This window comes from Litoreibacter ponti, from assembly GCF_003054285.1.
GTDB lineage: Bacteria > Pseudomonadota > Alphaproteobacteria > Rhodobacterales > Rhodobacteraceae > Litoreibacter > Litoreibacter ponti.
In genome coordinates this window covers 1649920-1666599 of the sequence record NZ_QBKS01000001.1, presented here as the reverse complement: position 1 = coordinate 1666599, position 16680 = coordinate 1649920, and the positions used below count along the sequence as shown (strand labels likewise).

Here is a 16680-nt window from a genome sequence, read left to right as displayed (position 1 = left end):
CACACCGGGAGAGGGTAGGCATGTCAAAACTCGATGAGATAGATCGCAAGATTCTGGCCGAGCTGCAAGCCGATGGCCGCATGACCAATGTGGAGCTTGCAAAGCGGGTGGGCATCTCGGCCCCGCCGTGCCTGCGCCGGGTGCGCACGCTGGAAGAACAGGGCTTCATCCGCGGCTACCACGCCGATGTCGAGGTCCGCGCGCTGGGGTTTGAGGTCAAGGTCTTCGCGATGGTGGGCCTGCAAAGCCAGGCCGAGGCGGACCTGTCCGCCTTTGAGGCCCGCTGCCGGAATTGGCCGCTGGTGCGCGAGTGCCACATGCTCAACGGCGAGGTGGATTTCATCCTGAAATGCGTGGCGCCGGACCTGTCGAGCTTCCAAAGCTTTCTGACCGAGCAGCTGACCTCTGCCGACAATGTGGCGTCTGTGAAGACCTCGCTGGTGATCCGTGTGGCCAAGGACGAGCCGGGCGTGCCGTTCGAGGTGGTCGAAGAGCGGGTCGCGGAGATCGGCTAGCACCATTTGATTTCTAGCGCGGCAAGGCCATTCGAATGGCCTTGTTCAACGGGATTTTCAAATCCCGTTTTCATGCGCCTTGCAAGGCGCATCCTTTAACGCGCGTCGACGCGCGTTAGGCCCCTTCGCGCAGGGCGCGCACCTCGAACGTGGTCAGGCGCTGGATCAGCTGCGGGCCGAAGAAGTCCAATCCCCGCGCCTGCGGGAAAAGCCGCAGCAGCGAATAAAGCATCTCGTCATCGAGCAGCGTCTCGGAATGGGGGCCGGGGTGAAAGCTTTCCATCTCCAGCCCGCTGACCGTCACGGTCGCCTGCCGATCAAAGCCCAGATTATAGACCGACACGGGCGAAGCAGGTTTGACCGCGAAGACGGCCATCCCGTCCTCGAAGGCGCGCACCGGCGCGAAGGCGGTGTCGACCCCGAACAGCTTCCGGCACGCCGCATGGCGCATCAGGATGTGGGCGCGGGGCGCCAGCATCAGGTCCTGGGAGGGCTTGGCCAGCCCGAACGCGTCGGTGGTCACTCGAAACAGCGTGCCGCGGTCAAGAGTCTGCGCCTCGCGCGGGGACATGTCATAGGATCCGATCCACTGCACCGGCAGCGGGCCGTACTCGCTGGTCTGCACGCGGGCACCGGGCGTCAGGTCCTCGACCGCAACGGGCCCGTTTTCGGTGGCCACCAAGGCTCCGCGCGCCATGGCGGCGCAGGCGGCCTCGATCACCGGGACAGAGGGGGCGATGACCGTGTCGAACTGCGCCTCGCCCGCGCGGTCCAGCCACGCGATCGAGTAGGTGCGAGACAGCGTGCGGGTGCGGCGCGCTTGGGCGGGGATGATCGAACTGGTCTTGGAGAGATGCGGATTGGCATCGATGGGGTAGGTCATGCGGGCCCTCAAAATTCAGGTCTCAAGCGTGACTGCGACGGTCCCCACCGGCGCGCAGAGTGCGATAATGCGCCAACAATCGGGCGAATTCTGCGAAAAAGTCAAATTTTAGCGTCCAATGGGTGCTGAAGCCGGGCCAAAGCAGCATCTCGCCGGCGGATTGTTTCCCGTCACGCGTCGAGACCGCCACAATTGGCGGGCCCCATGCCGTGCAAGGGCATGGACAGGCGCGAATCGCTCTGGCAGACTCCGCCACAGACACCAACAAGACCCGATGAAAGGGGCGCAGGTGCAGGTAACGAGCAAAGAGCAGACCCTCAAGGTCCTCGCGATGACGCGGTTTCACTTCATCACGGGCCTGCCTCGATCCGGGGCGGGGATGATGACGCGTCTGCTGGCGCAAAACCCGCGCATCCTTGCAACCAGCGACGGTCCGGCGGCGGCGCTGTTCGCCCAGACGCGCGGCCAAATTGACCGCAGAGAGGGCGCGCATGCGCATCTGGAGCCCGGCATGGGCACCGCCCTGCTGCGCGCCACGCTCGACGCGGTGCATCACGCGCGCCCGATGGAGGCGGTTGTCTTTGACCACAGCGCAAACTGGCTGGGCCAGATCGCGCCGCTGGCCGAAACCTTCCCGTTGTCGCGCTTCATCGTGATGGTGCGGGACCCGGCGGCGATCGCGGCCGAGATGGCCGGGGAGGCGGGCCGGGCGCTGAGCCCCGATGTCTTGCTGGCACCCAATGGGACGCTGGGCGCGCCGCTGGCCCAGATTCATGACGCGCTGCAATCGGAAGCGGCGGAGCGGGTTCTGCTCGTCGATCGCGACCGTCTGCTGCGCGACCCGGTGCGCGTGCTCACCGCGCTTTACGGATTCATCCGCGAGCCGGTCTTCCCCCATGACATGGCGGTTTTGCCTGCGCCGGACAGCGCAGACGTGCCGGTCAGCCGCCGCCGGGCCTTCCCGCCGCTGGGGTTTGGCCGGGGGCGCGGACGGGCGGAGACGCAGGCGCAGGTCTGGCGCAGGCTGTCGGCGTCGGGTGCGACGATGCTGCTGCCCGAGGCTGGATAAGCCGCCCGCCCGGTGGTAGCAGACCCCCATGGCGCAGATGACCAAAGAGCAGATCCAGAAGGCCTTCGCCCGCGCCCGCGCGGCGCAGGCAAAGGGGCAGTTTGACGAGGCCGAAAAGCTCTACGCCCGCATCTTGCGCGCCGCTCCGGGGCTGGCGGAGGTGCATTTCAACCTCGCAGAGATCGCCGCGCGCCGGGGCCGCATGGCCGACGCCGCCCAAAGTTTCGAGGCGGCGCTGAAACTGCGTCCGGGCGAGCCTGCAATCTGGGTCGCCTATCTTGACATGGCGAGCAAGCACCCCAACCCCAAGAATTTCGATCTGCTGCGCAAGCGCGCCCGTTCCGCAATCGGCACACAGCCGGCATTTGCATTCTTCGAGGGCCTCGCGCAGGCTAGGCGCGGCGCGCATGACAAGGCGCTGGAGCGGTTCGATGCGGCGGTGTCGGGCGGGTACAAGACCGCGCGGGTCTTGGGGGAGCGGGCGCAGAGCCTCGCGGCCTTGCGCCGCCGGGAGGAGGCGTTGGAAGGCTTCGATGCAGCGTTGGAACTGGCGCCTAAGGACGACCTGATCCTTTACCGGAAGGCCGAGTTGCTGCGCGCCATGGGTGATCTGGCCCAGGCCAAGGTCGCGGCCCTCAGAGCAATCGACGCGGCCCCGCATATGGGCGGGCCATACGCGCTCTACGTCTCGCTGGGCAAGGTCGCGGCGGATGATCCCAACATCGCGCGGATGAGGGCGGCGCTGAAGAGCAAGCGCAGCGGGGATCCCGACATCACGACGCTGACGAGCGCACTGGCCAAGGCGATGGAGGATACCGGGCAGACGGACAAGGTCTTCACCTATCTCAATCGAGGCAACGCCGTTGCGGCGAAGGTCTATCCGTTTGATGCAGATGCAGCAACGCAAGGGATCGCCTCGATCAAGGCGCGCTACCTCGAGTTGCGCGACATCGAGGTCGAGCCGTCGGATGCGGCTCCGATCTTTGTCACCGGCGCGCCGCGCTCCGGGACCACCCTGGTGGAGCAGATACTGGCCTCCCACTCCGCGGTGGAGGGCGGCGGAGAGCTGGGCTGGATACAGCCGAAGATCAACCCGCTGCTGACGGGGGAGGCGCCGGATGCGGCGCGGGAACCGGACGCTCTGTTGGGTCAGGTTCTATCTCATGTGCATGGCTTTGCAGCTTACCTGAACGCGGCCTTCCCGGGCGCGGGCCATGTGACGGACAAGTCGATCAGCAGCTACGCGACGCTGGGCGTGCTGCACAAGCTGATGCCCAACGCGCGGTTCATCGTGGTGCGCCGCGACCCGCGCGACAACGCGCTGTCAGTCTACAAGAACCAGTTCGAACGGGGCCTGCACCGCTATTCCAACGACTTGCGCCACATCGCTCTTTTCCTGCGGCAGTTTGAGGAGATGGTGGGGTTCTGGCGGCTGGATTGCCCGGGAGCTTTCCACGAGATCCGCTACGAGGACCTGATCGCCGAGCCCGGGGCGCAGTCGCGCGCGCTGGTGGCGGCGGTGGGTCTGGAGTGGGAGGACGCCTGTCTGTCCTTCTACGAGACCAAGCGGGAGGTGCGGACGCTGTCCTCGGCGCAGGTGCGCCAGCCGATCTATTCGTCGTCGGTCGGGGCCTGGAAGACGTACGAGGCGGAGATGGCCCCGTTCCTGGAGGCCTACGGCGCGGTCGAATAGGCGGCCCCCGGTCCTGAGGGCCGCCCGTGTATCAGTTGCTGACGCGGACCTCTTCCATCGGGTAGCCCATGGCGTCCTGCGTGTCGAACGCCGAATGGCAGTCGTGGCAGAAGCTTTGCTTGACCTTCATGACCTTGCCGTTGGGCTGCAGGCCGGCATAGAGCCAGTCAGAGGTCTCTGGGATCGAGCCGGCTTCCATCTTGGTCATGATGAACAGGGGGCCGGGGCGCGCGGTTTTCTTCTTCTTGGACAGCGAGACCGACTCCTTGGCCAGCACAGAGCCCACTGGCATGACAAAATCGCCATCCTCGAATTTCAAGTACTGCTCGGCGGCGACGTCGTTGACGAAGGTGTTGAGCAGGCGGTTGCCATGGGGGCCTGCGACCGCAGGGCGGGTCGAGGTGGCGGTCCAACCGCGATAGGCCGTGCCGATCTCGTCGCCTTCCTTGGCGTAGCCCTCGGCCATCTTGTCCTGCAGGCAGGCGTAGATCTCTTCGATCTGCGCGGCCTCGAGGTCGAACGGATCTTCCTCGGTGTAGGCGCAGTCGGCGGCATGCGCGCCGGAGGCCATGAGGGCGGTTGCGGTGGCGGCGGCGGCAAGTGTGGCGCGGATGGTCATGGCTTGGTTGGCTCCCTGTGTTCTGGATGGCCAACTTGTCGCAGGGGCCGCAGGGCGAAGCCAATTCACGAATGTATACGATCGCACACATCCGCGTGAACGCGCGGCGTGCTTTTTTGGGCGATCTGCCCCTTCGCTTAGAGCGTGCCGTCCACCTCGATCTCCATCGGCGGGACGGTCGATAGGCAGGCTTTTCCGTCCACCGTAACGATCTCGAACGGCTCCAACGTGATCCGGTAGCGTCCCGTGGTAAGATTTGCAGCGTCCGTGATGGTGCGGAAGGCGGCATAGGAGATGCGTGCGAAGTTCCGGTCTCCGTTGGCCGCGAACCGGATTTCACGCGGGGTCGGCTCGCCGGTGTGCAGCGGGTCGATCTGCGACTGCGTGATGTCGATGAAGCGCCCCTCGCGGTCCTGACGGGCGATCTTGAAGAAGAAGGCCAGCGGCGCGGGGTCTTGGAGCTGCGCGGTCAGCCCGGCGGGGCCGTCCCGGTTCACGATCTCGAACGCGATGCTGTGCTCGTAGGGGTCTTCGATCCCGATGTCGCGCAGATGGGCAAGGTCGGTGGTCGGGGCGAAATAGGCCGAGACCTCCAGCGGGCCGCAGGTCTGGGTGTGGTGCTTCTTGAGGCCTTCGATCATGGCAGGGTCTCCGGTTGAGGCGCCAGGGCTGGGCGCGATGCAGGCCGCGAGGGTGAGCAGTATGGTAACTGCTGCGACCCGGGCCAGACGACTAGACAATTTCCAGCCCCGTCACTGTAATTCCGTTCTGGGCGAAGATGGCGACGACCGCATAGGCGATGGTCAGGCAGTAGCGTTCCGGCTGGGCTGTGGTGGTGCCCATGGTGCCCATCAGGTCGGTGTTGGAGGCGTGCAGCGAGCTTGTGCCGTCGAAAAATTCGTACTGCACCCCGCCGCGGTCGAGCCCGACATCGTGGTATTCATCCTTCAGCCCGATCATGTGGCCGTATTCATGGGCCTCGAGATGGGTGTCCCCGCCATTGGTGGCGGAACGATTATCCGCAAGATTGAACTTGCCCGAAAAGGAGCTGGGCAGGATGTAGGAGCGGCCGCTCTTGATCCCCTGGTAGTCATTGTTGGCCCCCATATTGTTCGTGGCAGCATCGATGACATTGACGAATTCAAGATCGTAATGCGAGCTGGCGGTGACCTGCGGCGCGTCGAAATCGACCTTGAAGGTATTCTCGCCGCATTTGCTGTCGGTGATCTTCAGCTTGTAGGGGCGGGCATTCCAGCTCTTGCGGATCGATCCGGGGATCTTCGCGACGCGCTGGTTCACCACGTCGTCTGTTAGGGTGGTGGTGTCGGGATACCGGGTCGTGTCGGAGGTCTTGTTGATCATCTTCCAGCGGGTCAGAACATGCACCGCCTTGGGCGAGCCGCCCTGATTGATGATGATCTCGGCCTTAAAATTTGTGTCCGTCTGCCCGTTCGGCGTCGTGCCGTCGGCCCGCATCTGTGTCAGCTTGCCACTTGGCCCATGGGTGCCGTCCTTGCGAAAGACGCAAGTGCAGCAGCCTTCGGTTGCATCAGCGGCCTCGTCGCGCAGGCCCGTCAGCTCTTTCGGCGTCAGGGTCGGATCGTTGGAACTCTTTCCCATCTCTTATCCCTCCTTCAACATGGCGACCTGCCGCTTGAGGCGCTTGAGGGCGTAAGCGGTCAGCGCCTCGGTCCGCGCGGCGGGATCGTCTTCTTCCTGCGCCTTGTCCCTGAGCCAGGGATAGAGCGGGTCCTGATGCACGCCAAATCCCAGCCAGTAGCCCAGCCCCAGGGCCAGGGCGAGGCCCTGCCGCCCGGTCAGGCCCAGCCCGTTGGCCACCGACCCGGCATTTTGAACCATCACCTGGCGTTGCTGGGGCGTGAGCCGGTAGGCGCGGTCGCCGTGCGAGCGCAGAAGCAATGCGATCATCTCGTCTTCGCCGATCGCGTCGGCCTCAATGGCGTCCTCCAGCGCGGTGGTGAACCGGGCCAGATCCTGCGCGTAAAGCTCCATCTTGGTGCCCAGAAAGCTGTCGACGAAGCCAAGAAACGCGGTGCGCGCCCGATCGATGCGGTTGTCGAAGCCCGGTGCGGGTTCTTCGAGGATGGCGCTGATCTCGCGGTGGCGGAAATCCATGTAGAAGTAGGAGCCGAGGTAGGTCATCAGGAACATCACGTAGCCGATGCCGTTGACCGAATGAATCTTGTGGGTGTCGCAATAGGTGATCGCGTGGCGCATGAACCGCTCTGTATGGGCGTGGCCAAGGCCGCGGAAGCGCGGCTTGTCGTGGCGCATCAGCATGTCGTGATAGGTCTCGAACAGGGTCTCGAACCGGATGTCCCGGATCACCTCGGGGGAGAGAACCAGCGCCATCAGCCGTCCTCCTGCGCGTGCAGGACCCAAAGCCCCTCGTCCCCGTCGGGGCCAAGATCGGGGTAGAGGAACCGGTGCGGTCCCAGAAGCTTTGCATAGACCGTGTCGCGCAGCCCGGATTTGCGCAGGGCGCGCAGGACCGGAAGCTCCCAGAAGCGAAAGAACAGCCATGCGCCATTCTCATCCTGCGCCCGGGTGAACTTGCGAAAATGCGCGCGCATCTTGTCGAGGGGGGCGTCGCTTTGAACCAGAAGCACCGTCGGCTTGCGCCACAGATGCCATTGCGCGTCGCCCTTGGTAAAAATGGCCCGGGTCACCTTGCTGTCGGGTTTGAGGGCGATGATCCAGGGAGCGACCTCGCCCAGCTCGTCGCCGAGCTCTCCCTTGAACAGGCAGGCTTTCTCCAGCCCATCGCCCTCGGCCATGCCGGTGATGCCGGGAATCGCGGCGTTATCGACCACGGCGTAGGTGGTCAGATTCGGCTGAAAGGCGACCTCCGCGAGCGTTTCGGGGACGCACAGCTTTTCGATGGTGCCGAATTGCGCATCCAAAGGCTCCACAGGCCCAACATACTCAACCGACAGCGTTTCTTGTGCCTGCGACGGGGTCGCAAGGTCCATAATAACGGTCTGGGTCATCAAATTGACTTTCAAACAATGAAAGCAGCTTGACCCAAGGTTACCCGTTTCGTCAAGAAAATAGGGCCAAGTGAGAAGATCAGCCGTGCCTGCGCCCTTTGGGGTGGGCGTTGTCGTAGACCTCCATCAGCCGCGCGGTGTCGACGGCGGTGTAGGCTTGCGTCGTCGACAAAGAGGCATGGCCAAGCAATTCCTGGATGGCGCGCAGGTCGCCGCCAGCCTCCAGCAGATGGGTCGCAAAGGAGTGGCGCATGGCGTGGGGCGTGGCCGTGGCGGGCAGGCCCAATTGCATCCGCGCGCTCTCCATTGCCTTGGCAATCAGGCGCGGGCTGAGCGCGCCGCCGCGCGCGCCGCGAAAGAGCGGATCGTCGGGCTCCATCGGGAAAGGTTGCGCGGCCAGATAGCGCGCGACGGCCCGCCTCGCGGCGTCGATCACCGGGACGACACGTTCCTTGCCGCCCTTGCCGGTGATGCGCATCACATCGGGCAGCGGCGTGTCGGCAAAGCGCAGGCCGAGCGCCTCGGATATCCTCAGGCCGCAGCCATAGAGCAGCGTCAGCACGGCGGCGTCGCGGGCGGCGATCCAGTCCTTGCCCGCCTGCAGCTCCACCGTGTCGATCATCGCGCGGGCGGCATCCTCGGCCAGCGGGCGCGGGAGCTTCTTTTGGAACTTTGGGCTGCGCGTGGCGAGCACGGCGGTCGGTTCGAACCCTTCGCGCTCGGCCAGCCAGCGGTAGAAGCTTTTGACAGAGGACAGCTGGCGCGCCAGGGAGCGGGCGGCGACGCCGCGCCTGCGCTCATGGGCCATCCAGGCGCGCATGTCGGTGGGCTTGACGCGGGCCAGAGGTGCGAGACCCGTCGTGTCGCCGAAATGTCCCGTGATGAAGGTGAGGAAGCCCAGCACATCGCCGCGATAGGCCTCGATCGTGTTGTCGGCCACCCCGTCCAGCGACTTGCGGTGGGTCAGCCAGCCCTCCAGCGCGTCGCGGCAGGCGGGCGAGATCAGCATTACGCCAGCCAGCGTTTGATCGCGCGCTCGAACACCGCGCCGAAGAAGGTCAGAAGGTCGGTGCCCTGGTTCGGACGGAACTGATGCGGGTCTTCCGAGCCCATCACCAGCAGCGCGGGTAGGCGGCCCTCGCCCAGATCAAGGCGCAGCAGGGCTTCGGATTTGATGTAGGCGGCGGTGTCGCCGTAGACATCCGCCGAGGCGGGCGAGACCTGGCGCAGACTCACCGGGCGCACCGGGATGTCGCGACCTGCGGTGATGTAGTGATCGACCACGCCGGGCTCGACCACCGACAGCACGTCCTCGAACCCGACGGAGGGCCCGTCGGCCTCGTGGCTTTCGAGGATCAGTCGCAGGCGGCTGATCCGCAGCGCGGTCAGCAGATCACCCGACAGCGTGCGCAGGAAGGTGGAGAAATCCGTGGGCTCCAGCACCTTCAGCACCGCGTTGTGGATCAGATTCGTGCCCGCGAGGTTTTCGTAGGCCGCGGCAATCACCGAGCGATGCGTGTCCTCGAGCCGGTCGAGGCGGCTTTCCATCCGCTCCATCGCGATGCCGCGCAGATCGACGATATTGCCGCCCAGCGAGCGCTCGTTCGCGTCAATGAGCGCGCGCATAAGGTCTTGATCTTCAAGGATGACTTCCGGATCGGAAAGAATCTTGGTGCGCAGCGCGTCCAGCACTTCGGCCTGCTCAATCATACTCAACTGCCTCTGTCTGTGGCCCTTAACAGGTCCTTCGTTTTAAGGCACTATAGCCCAGTTGATTGTGTTTTCCTATCCGCCGATTTGCGGAATGCGGGTGTGTCACAAATCTGAATCACCCCCGTCACATCTGCGTAATTTTGCCAGTTTATGCGTCGTCTATCACCTTGAGTTTTACCCAATTGAGGAAGCTGCCATGAAAGATATCGACACGACTGATCTGTCCTGGGACGACTGGGACGAGCTGCACTCCCCGCGCCCCGAAGAAACCCAGTTTGACGCCGTTGTGGAACGCGCCCTGTCGCGCCGCGGCTTCCTGTCGGGGCTGGTGGCTTTTGGCTCTGGCGCGGCCGTAATGGGCACCGCCGGGCTGATGGGCTCGACCGCGCAGGCGGCAAGCTCGCGCTTTGGCTTCACGCCGATCCCGATCCAGACCGATTTCACCGTGCACGTGCCGGAAGGCTACAGCTGGCATCCGGTCGCCAAATGGGGTGAGCCGCTGTTCTCGGGCGTGGCGGAATTTGACCACGCGGTCGGCGGCGCCTTCGCCGACAGCGACAAGGTGTTTGGCGAGAATACCGACGGGATGGAGGCCTTCGTGGTGGACGGCCGCCAGCTGATCGCGGTCAACCATGAATATGTGAACACCAAGACCAATCTGCCCAACAACGAAGGTGGCACGCCCACCTCCGCCGAGGACGTGCGCAAGCTGCAGAACCTGCAGGGCGTCACGGTGATGGAAGTGGCCGAAAGCGACAGCGGTTGGTTCATCGTCAAGGACAGCCCCTACAACCGCCGCATCCATCACAACACGCCGATGCAGATCGCGGGCCCTGCCGCGGGCCACGATCTGCTGAAAACCCCGCTTGACCCTGATGGGACCACGGTGCTGGGCACGATGAACAATTGCGGCGCGGGCAAGACCCCGTGGGGCACCTACCTGACCTGGGAGGAGAACTTTAACGGCTACTTCGGCTCGACGGACGAGGCGGTGGCCCTGCCCGAGGATTTCGCGCGCTACGGCATCGACGCCGAGAGCCGCTACGCCTACGAGAAGTTCGATGCGCGCTACGATCTCGCCAAGAACCCCAATGAGCCTTATCGCTTTGGCTACATTGTCGAGATCGACCCGTCCAAGCCCGACAGCATGCCGATCAAGCACACGGCCCTTGGCCGCTTCAAGCACGAGAACGCCGCCTGCGCCCTGGCCCCCGATGGCCGCGTCGTGGTCTATATGGGTGACGATGAGCGGGGCGAGTTCCTGTACAAATTCGTCTCCGAGGGCATTTACACACCTGGCGGCGAGACCTCGGCCCTGTTGGACGCGGGCCAGCTTTATGTCGCCAAGTTCAGCGACGATGGCACCGGCCAATGGGTGGCCCTGACGCCGGAGGCGACTGGCATGTCCACGCCGGAGATCGCGATCATGACCCGCATTGCGGCCTCGAAAGTGGGCGCGACCACCATGGACCGCCCGGAATGGGTCGCCGTGAACCCGGTTTCTGTCGAAGGCTACGCCGCGCTGACCAACAACAAGAACCGCGGGATCAAGCCCAATGCGGGCGGCGATGACACCTCGGTCAATGGCCCGAACCCGCGGGAGGCCAACAATTACGGCCAGATCGTCCGCTGGTTCCCGGCCGATGATAACCACGCGTCCGACACGTTCGACTGGGACCTTTACGTCATGGCGGGCAACCCGAAGGTGGCCGAGGGGCTTTACGCGGGCTCTGACAACATCAACGAGGGCAACCTGTTCAATTCGCCCGACGGGATGATGTTCGACAGCACCGGGCTTTTGTGGATCCAGACCGATGGCGACGATGACAACGAGGGCGAGTTCGAAGGGATGGGCAACAACCAGATGCTGGCTGGCGATCCCGTGACGGGCCAGATCGAGCGCTTCCTGACGGGCCCGAACGGGTCCGAGGTGACCGGGCTGACCTGGTCCGCGGACAAGCGCACGATGTTTGTGGGCATCCAGCACCCGGCGGCGCCGTTCCCCGATGGCGAGGGCAAGCTGGCCCGGTCGAGCGTGATTGCCGTCAAGCGCGACGATGGCGCGCTGGTGGGCTAGGCGTCATTTCCAATGAGCCAGGATGGGGCCGCGCCTTCGGGGGCGGCCCCTTTTCATTTGGTTTGGTCTGCGGGAAGCTGCGCCCATGACCGAGCGCAGTTTGCATATCACCAATGGCGACGGGGCTGCCGGGCTGATCAAAGCGGCGGGTTTCGCGGGCGACGTACTGCCGTGGCGGGACCCGATGCATCACGGGCCGTGCCCGGCGGGATTGGATCTGGACGCGTCGAGCGAGGTGCGGGCGCTGTATCTTGGTGGCCCAGCGGATGTCGCGGCATTCCGCGCGCGTGACGCGCAGTTGCGGAACGCGTCCGCCTATGACCGCGTGGTCTTGTGGTTCGAGCATGATCTTCTGGATCAGGTGCAGCTTTTGCAGATTTTGGATGAGCTGGCGGACCAAGACCTGCCGGCTTTGGAGATGATCTGCATCGACCGCTTCGAAGGGGTCGCACCGTTTCGCGGATTGGGGCAGCTGACACCAGAGCAGCTTGGCTCCCTTTGGCCGTCTCGCGAGCCGGTCACTGCGGACGTGTTCGCGGTGGCAAGAGCCGGGTGGGCGGCGTTCCGGGCTGATGATCCACGCGATTTGCTGAGCTTCCTTGAGGGTGATCTAGGCGCGCTGCCCTTTCTGCGTCCGGCTCTGCAGCGCCATCTGCAAGAATTCCCGTGGGCCGAGACGGGGCTGAGCCGCACTGAGCATCAGATGCTGTCGCTGGTGGCGGAAGGCGTGAACGATCCCTCCGGGCTGTTCCGGCAGAACATGGATCACGAGACTCATTTGTTCATCGGCGATTGGCGCAGCTTCTCGACGCTCGCACAACTGAACAAGGCGGGTCTGCTCGATTGCTCTCCTGCGCCGTTCTGGCACCCGCCAACTCCCGATCGACGGGAGCAATTCATTTCGCAGAAATTTGCGCTGACGGAATTGGGGCGCGCGGTGCTGGACGGCGCGCGCGATGCATTTGCCGTGATGGACCGAGACATGTGGCTCGGCGGGGTGCACTTGAAATCCGGCCAACCGATGTGGGTGTGGGACACGGACAAGCTGGTCCTGCGTCAGCCCTGACGCTTGGGGCTTTGCCGCTTCGACAGCTGGTTCTCCCGCCACACGGTGTAGAGCCCCGAGCCGAGGATCAGCGCGATCCCGGCCCAGGCGACCGCATCGGGCCATTCGTCGAAAAACGCGATGCCGAACGCGATGGACAGCGGCAGGGCCAGGTATTCGAACGGCGCGACCAGCGCGGCCTCGCCCAGCCGGTAGGCCTGGCTGATGAACCAGCCGCCCACAGAGGCGAAAAACCCGAGCACCATGATGAATGGCAGATCGCTCGCGGTCGGCACGACCCACGGGCGGAACAGAAAGTCGAGCGACGCATTGTCCGAGCCCGCGAATTTGCCGTCGCCCATGATCAACCCGAGCAACAGCGTGGCGGCGATGAACATCACCTGAATATAGAACACCATCGATACCGCGGTTTCGGTGTCGCGCAGGTAGCGGGTCATGACGTGCAGGCCCGCGTAGCCGAACGCGGCCGCGATAAGCAGGAGCGAGGCGGGCTGGAACGCCTCTGTGCCCGGGCGCAGGATGATAAGCACGCCCGCCATTCCGACCGCGACGGCGGCCCAGCGACGGGGCCCGACCGCCTCGCCCAGAAAGATCACCGAAAAGATCGTGATCAGGAAAGGCGAGACGAAAAACAGCGCCACCGCATCGGCCAGCGGCAGCGCGGCGAGGCCCAGAAAGAACGTGATATTGGCGAAGAACACCATGCCCGCGCGCACCATCTGCGCGCCCAACCGTCGTGTCTTGAGGCTCGCCGGCCCGCCTTGGAAAGGCATCATGAACAGCAGCACGACCGAGATGCCGACCAGCGAGCGGATCAGCACGATCTGATGCAGCGCGTAATCGCCCGACAGGTATTTCATCGTCACGTCATTCAGCGAGAACAACGTCACGGCAATGGCGGCAAAGAGCGGCCCGAGCGTGGCGGGGGAGAGCTTCATGGCCGGACGCTAGGCCTTTGTCGGCGCAGCGTCCAGCGATGGCGTCGCGCGGCCTAGAGGATCTTGATGCCCGCCTTCTCGACATCTTTCATGAAGCCATCCAGCCCCTTGTCGGTCAACGGGTGATCGGCCAGTTTCTTGATCACGCCCGGCGGCGCGGTGATCACGTCGGCCCCGATGCGGGCGCTCTCGGTGATGTGGTTCACCGTGCGGATCGAGGCGGCGAGGATCTCGGTCTTGAAGTCGTAATTGTCGTAGATCTCGCGGATGTCGGCGATCAGCTCCATCCCGTCCATGTTGATATCGTCGAGCCGCCCGATGAAGGGCGAAATGAACGTCGCGCCCGCCTTGGCCGCGATCAGCGCCTGATTGGCGGAGAAGCACAGCGTCACGTTGACCATGTTGCCCTCGTCGGACAGCACCTTGCAGGCCTTCAGCCCGTCCCAGGTCAGCGGTACCTTGACGGCGATGTTGTCGGCGATCTTGGCAAGCTTGCGGCCCTCGGCGATCATGTCGTCGGAGGTGAGGGACACGACTTCGGCTGAGACGGGTCCGGAGACGATATCGCAGATCTCCTTGGTGACCTCGAGGATGTCGCGGCCGGACTTCGCGATCAGCGAAGGGTTCGTGGTGACCCCGTCAACCATGCCCAGGTCGTTGAGTTCCTTGATCTCGTCAATCTCTGCGGTGTCTACGAAGAATTTCATGGGTGTGGTCCCTTTCGGCTGGGGCTATGATCGGCTCTGGCAGAGGCTTACCCCAAGTCCTGCCGAGGGGCAATTGAAGGCGGAGAAGAACGGGCCGTGGACGGGTTTTTCCAGGAAGGCGAATTGGTGGGCGTGCTGACCACGCAGCCGCTCGACCGGGTGCTGGACTACAAGGCCCCCGAGGGCGGGTGCTTTCCGGGCGCGTTTGTCGAGGTGCCGCTGGGCCCGCGCAAGGTGCTGGGCGTGGTCTGGGGGCCGGGGCGCGGGGATTGGGACTACGCCAAGGTGCGCTCCGTCATCCGGGTGCTGGATGCGGCCCCCATGCGCGAGGAAATGGTCGAGTTCCTGACCCGCGCGGGCGCCTACACGCTGACGCCGCTCAGCGCGATGCTGCGGCTGGCAACCCGATCGCCCGGGTTGGGCGACCCGCCCGCGATGCGCAAGATTTACCGAATGGGATCGGGCGAGGTGGACCGCATGACCCCCGCCCGCGAGAAGGTGCTGGCGGTTCTGGAGGAGTTCGGCGGGCTGTCTTTCACGTTGAAAGAACTGGCCGAGCAAGCGGGCGTGGGATCGTCCGTGGTCAAAGGTCTGGTGGCCCAAGGTGCCGTGCGGGAGGAAGACAGCCCCCGCGATCTGCCCTTCGCGCCGCTGGACCCGGACCTGCCGGGCAAGGCGCTGACCGACGATCAGCAGCGGGCCGTCGTGGCGTTGGCGGGCGAGGGCTACGCGACAACGCTGCTGAAGGGCGTGACCGGCTCGGGCAAGACGGAAGTGTATCTGGAAGCAGTCGCAGATTGCCTGCGCCGGGGGCGGCAGGCGCTGGTGCTGCTGCCGGAGATCGCGCTGACGTCCGAGTTCCTGACCCGGGTCGAAGCGCGGTTCGGCGCGAAGCCCGCCGAATGGCATTCGGGCGTGACCATGACCGAGCGCCGCCGGGTCTGGCGCATGGTGTCCGAAGGCGGCGCGCAGCTGGTGGTGGGCGCGCGCTCTGCGCTGTTCCTGCCGTACCGCGACCTTGGCCTGATCGTCGTCGATGAGGAACACGATACGTCCTACAAGCAGGAAGACGGCGTGATGTACAACGCGCGGGACATGGCGGTTCTGCGCGCGTCGCTGTGTTCGGCCCGCGTCGTGCTGGCCTCGGCCACGCCGTCGCTGGAGAGCTGGGCCAATGCGGAAGCCGGAAAGTACAAACGTGTCGAGTTGACTTCGCGCTTCGGCGACGCGGTGCTGCCGGAGATGCGCGCGATTGACATGCGCTCCGAAGATCTGCCGGGGGCGCGGTGGGTTTCACCCACCCTACAGGGCGAGATCGCCAAGCGGATCGAGCGGGGCGAGCAGTCGCTGGTGTTCCTCAACCGCCGGGGCTACGCGCCGGTGACGCTCTGCCGAGCCTGCGGCTTTCAGATTGCTTGTGAGCATTGCGACGCGCGGCTGGTCGAACACCGGTTTCTGAAGCGGCTGATGTGCCACCAATGCGGCGAGACGAAGCCGATACCGACCGCCTGTCCGAATTGCGAGGCCGAAGACCGGCTTGCCCCCATCGGGCCGGGGGTCGAACGTATGGGCGAAGAGCTGTCGGAGCTGTTCCCGGACGCCCGCGTCGTCGTGCTGTCGTCGGACCTTTATGGCACGTCTCGGGAGCTGAAGGCGCATATCGAGACGATTGCCGAGGGCGGCGCGGATATCATCATCGGCACGCAGCTGGTGGCCAAGGGGCATAACTTCCCGCTCTTGACGCTGGTGGGGGTGATCGATGCCGATCTGGGCCTGCAGGGATCGGACCTGCGCGCGGCCGAGCGCACGTTCCAGTTGATGCGCCAGGTGGCGGGCCGCGCCGGGCGGGCGGAGAAGCCGGGGCTGGCGCTGATGCAGACCTTCCAGCCGGAACACCCCGTAATCCGCGCCATTCTCGACGGCGACGAGGAGGCGTTCTGGAAGGCGGAGGCGGCGGAGCGCGAACAGGCCGGCATGCCGCCCTATGGGCGCATGGCGGGTGTCGTGTTGTCGGGGCCGGAGGTGGGGCCGGTGTTTGATCTGGGCAACGCGCTGGCGCGCAATGATGCGGCCCTGCGCCGGGTCGGCGCGCAGGTTTACGGCCCTGCGCCCGCACCGATTGCGCGTATCCGCGGACGCCACCGGGTCAGGTTGCTGGTGAAAGCGCCGAAAGGGGTGGCCTTGCAGAACGCGCTGGCGGAATGGATCAGGCCGGTGCGGCTGAAGGGCGATTTGCGCCTGCAGATCGATATCGACCCGCAGAGCTTCTTTTGAGCGACCCTCCGCAGGGAATAGTTCTGCCAAAATGAAACAGGGCGTTTGCGCCTTTTCTTCCGCGCCCCGCGCGGGTTAAAACGGGCGGAATTTTGGGGATGTTGACCATGGGTAT

General features: G+C 64.8%; 16 protein-coding genes. 6 read left to right on the top strand and 10 right to left on the bottom strand.

What is annotated here, in order from left to right:
• Nucleotides 1-20 precede the first annotated feature (20 nt).
• Nucleotides 21-515 carry an Lrp/AsnC family transcriptional regulator gene (locus C8N43_RS08390; RefSeq protein ID WP_245912952.1) on the top strand — a complete coding sequence of 165 codons (495 nt, stop codon included), beginning with the start codon at nucleotides 21-23 and terminating at the stop codon, nucleotides 513-515.
• Between the two features lie 115 nt (nucleotides 516-630).
• Here the strand turns inward: C8N43_RS08390 and C8N43_RS08385 are convergent, their stop codons facing one another.
• A complete protein-coding gene (locus C8N43_RS08385; RefSeq protein WP_107845164.1) occupies nucleotides 631-1398 on the bottom strand; it encodes a Hint domain-containing protein in 768 nt (255 codons plus the stop codon).
• A gap of 289 nt (nucleotides 1399-1687) precedes the next feature.
• Between C8N43_RS08385 and C8N43_RS08380 the strand changes: the two genes are divergently transcribed.
• A complete protein-coding gene (locus C8N43_RS08380) occupies nucleotides 1688-2467 on the top strand; it encodes a sulfotransferase family protein (RefSeq protein WP_158269945.1) in 780 nt (259 codons plus the stop codon).
• Between the two features lie 28 nt (nucleotides 2468-2495).
• Complete coding sequence (locus C8N43_RS08375; RefSeq protein ID WP_107845162.1) at nucleotides 2496-4160, top strand: tetratricopeptide repeat-containing sulfotransferase family protein; 1665 nt, start codon at nucleotides 2496-2498, stop codon at nucleotides 4158-4160.
• Between the two features lie 31 nt (nucleotides 4161-4191).
• On the opposite strand, the gene C8N43_RS08370 is transcribed toward C8N43_RS08375, so the two are convergent.
• The 7 genes from C8N43_RS08370 to C8N43_RS08340 all read right to left on the bottom strand — a co-directional run bounded on the left by C8N43_RS08370 (nucleotide 4192) and on the right by C8N43_RS08340 (nucleotide 9500).
• On the bottom strand, nucleotides 4192-4779 hold the full coding sequence (locus C8N43_RS08370; protein ID WP_245912951.1) for a cytochrome P460 family protein: 588 nt from the start codon (nucleotides 4777-4779) through the stop codon (nucleotides 4192-4194).
• A gap of 137 nt (nucleotides 4780-4916) precedes the next feature.
• Nucleotides 4917-5420, bottom strand: a complete 504-nt coding sequence (locus tag C8N43_RS08365; RefSeq protein WP_107845161.1) for a hypothetical protein — start codon at nucleotides 5418-5420, stop codon at nucleotides 4917-4919.
• A 91-nt stretch (nucleotides 5421-5511) separates the two neighbouring features.
• Nucleotides 5512-6399 carry a hypothetical protein gene (locus C8N43_RS08360; protein WP_107845160.1) on the bottom strand — a complete coding sequence of 296 codons (888 nt, stop codon included), beginning with the start codon at nucleotides 6397-6399 and terminating at the stop codon, nucleotides 5512-5514.
• Nucleotides 6400-6402: 3 nt separating this feature from the next.
• Nucleotides 6403-7152 (bottom strand): hypothetical protein, encoded by a 750-nt coding sequence (locus tag C8N43_RS08355; protein WP_107845159.1) that lies wholly within the window; start codon nucleotides 7150-7152, stop codon nucleotides 6403-6405.
• The gene (locus tag C8N43_RS08350; protein ID WP_107845158.1) at nucleotides 7152-7790 is read right to left on the bottom strand and encodes a DUF4123 domain-containing protein; all 639 of its coding nucleotides are present in this window, start codon (nucleotides 7788-7790) and stop codon (nucleotides 7152-7154) included. The genes C8N43_RS08355 and C8N43_RS08350 overlap by 1 nt, the downstream gene beginning before the upstream one ends.
• Before the next feature lie 79 nt (nucleotides 7791-7869).
• A complete protein-coding gene (locus C8N43_RS08345; protein ID WP_107845157.1) occupies nucleotides 7870-8799 on the bottom strand; it encodes a tyrosine recombinase XerC in 930 nt (309 codons plus the stop codon).
• Nucleotides 8799-9500: a DUF484 family protein gene (locus C8N43_RS08340; protein WP_107845156.1), complete on the bottom strand. Its 702-nt coding sequence runs from the start codon at nucleotides 9498-9500 to the stop codon at nucleotides 8799-8801. Before C8N43_RS08340 ends, C8N43_RS08345 begins: the two co-directional genes overlap by 1 nt.
• 199 nt (nucleotides 9501-9699) lie before the next feature.
• On the opposite strand from C8N43_RS08340, the gene C8N43_RS08335 reads away from it, so the two are divergent.
• Nucleotides 9700-11580, top strand: coding sequence for a PhoX family protein (locus tag C8N43_RS08335; RefSeq protein ID WP_107845155.1), 1881 nt, complete (start codon nucleotides 9700-9702; stop codon nucleotides 11578-11580).
• Nucleotides 11581-11665: 85 nt separating this feature from the next.
• Nucleotides 11666-12646, top strand: a complete 981-nt coding sequence (locus C8N43_RS08330) for a DUF1835 domain-containing protein (RefSeq protein WP_158269944.1) — start codon at nucleotides 11666-11668, stop codon at nucleotides 12644-12646.
• On the opposite strand, the gene C8N43_RS08325 is transcribed toward C8N43_RS08330, so the two are convergent.
• Together C8N43_RS08325 and fsa are read right to left on the bottom strand one after the other, a co-directional pair.
• Nucleotides 12637-13584 (bottom strand): DMT family transporter, encoded by a 948-nt coding sequence (locus C8N43_RS08325; protein WP_107845153.1) that lies wholly within the window; start codon nucleotides 13582-13584, stop codon nucleotides 12637-12639. The genes C8N43_RS08330 and C8N43_RS08325 overlap by 10 nt on opposite strands.
• A gap of 53 nt (nucleotides 13585-13637) precedes the next feature.
• A complete protein-coding gene (gene fsa, locus C8N43_RS08320; RefSeq protein ID WP_107845152.1) occupies nucleotides 13638-14291 on the bottom strand; it encodes a fructose-6-phosphate aldolase in 654 nt (217 codons plus the stop codon).
• A gap of 96 nt (nucleotides 14292-14387) precedes the next feature.
• On the opposite strand from fsa, the gene C8N43_RS08315 reads away from it, so the two are divergent.
• Nucleotides 14388-16565 carry a primosomal protein N' gene (locus tag C8N43_RS08315; RefSeq protein WP_107845151.1) on the top strand — a complete coding sequence of 726 codons (2178 nt, stop codon included), beginning with the start codon at nucleotides 14388-14390 and terminating at the stop codon, nucleotides 16563-16565.
• Nucleotides 16566-16680: the final 115 nt, after the last annotated feature.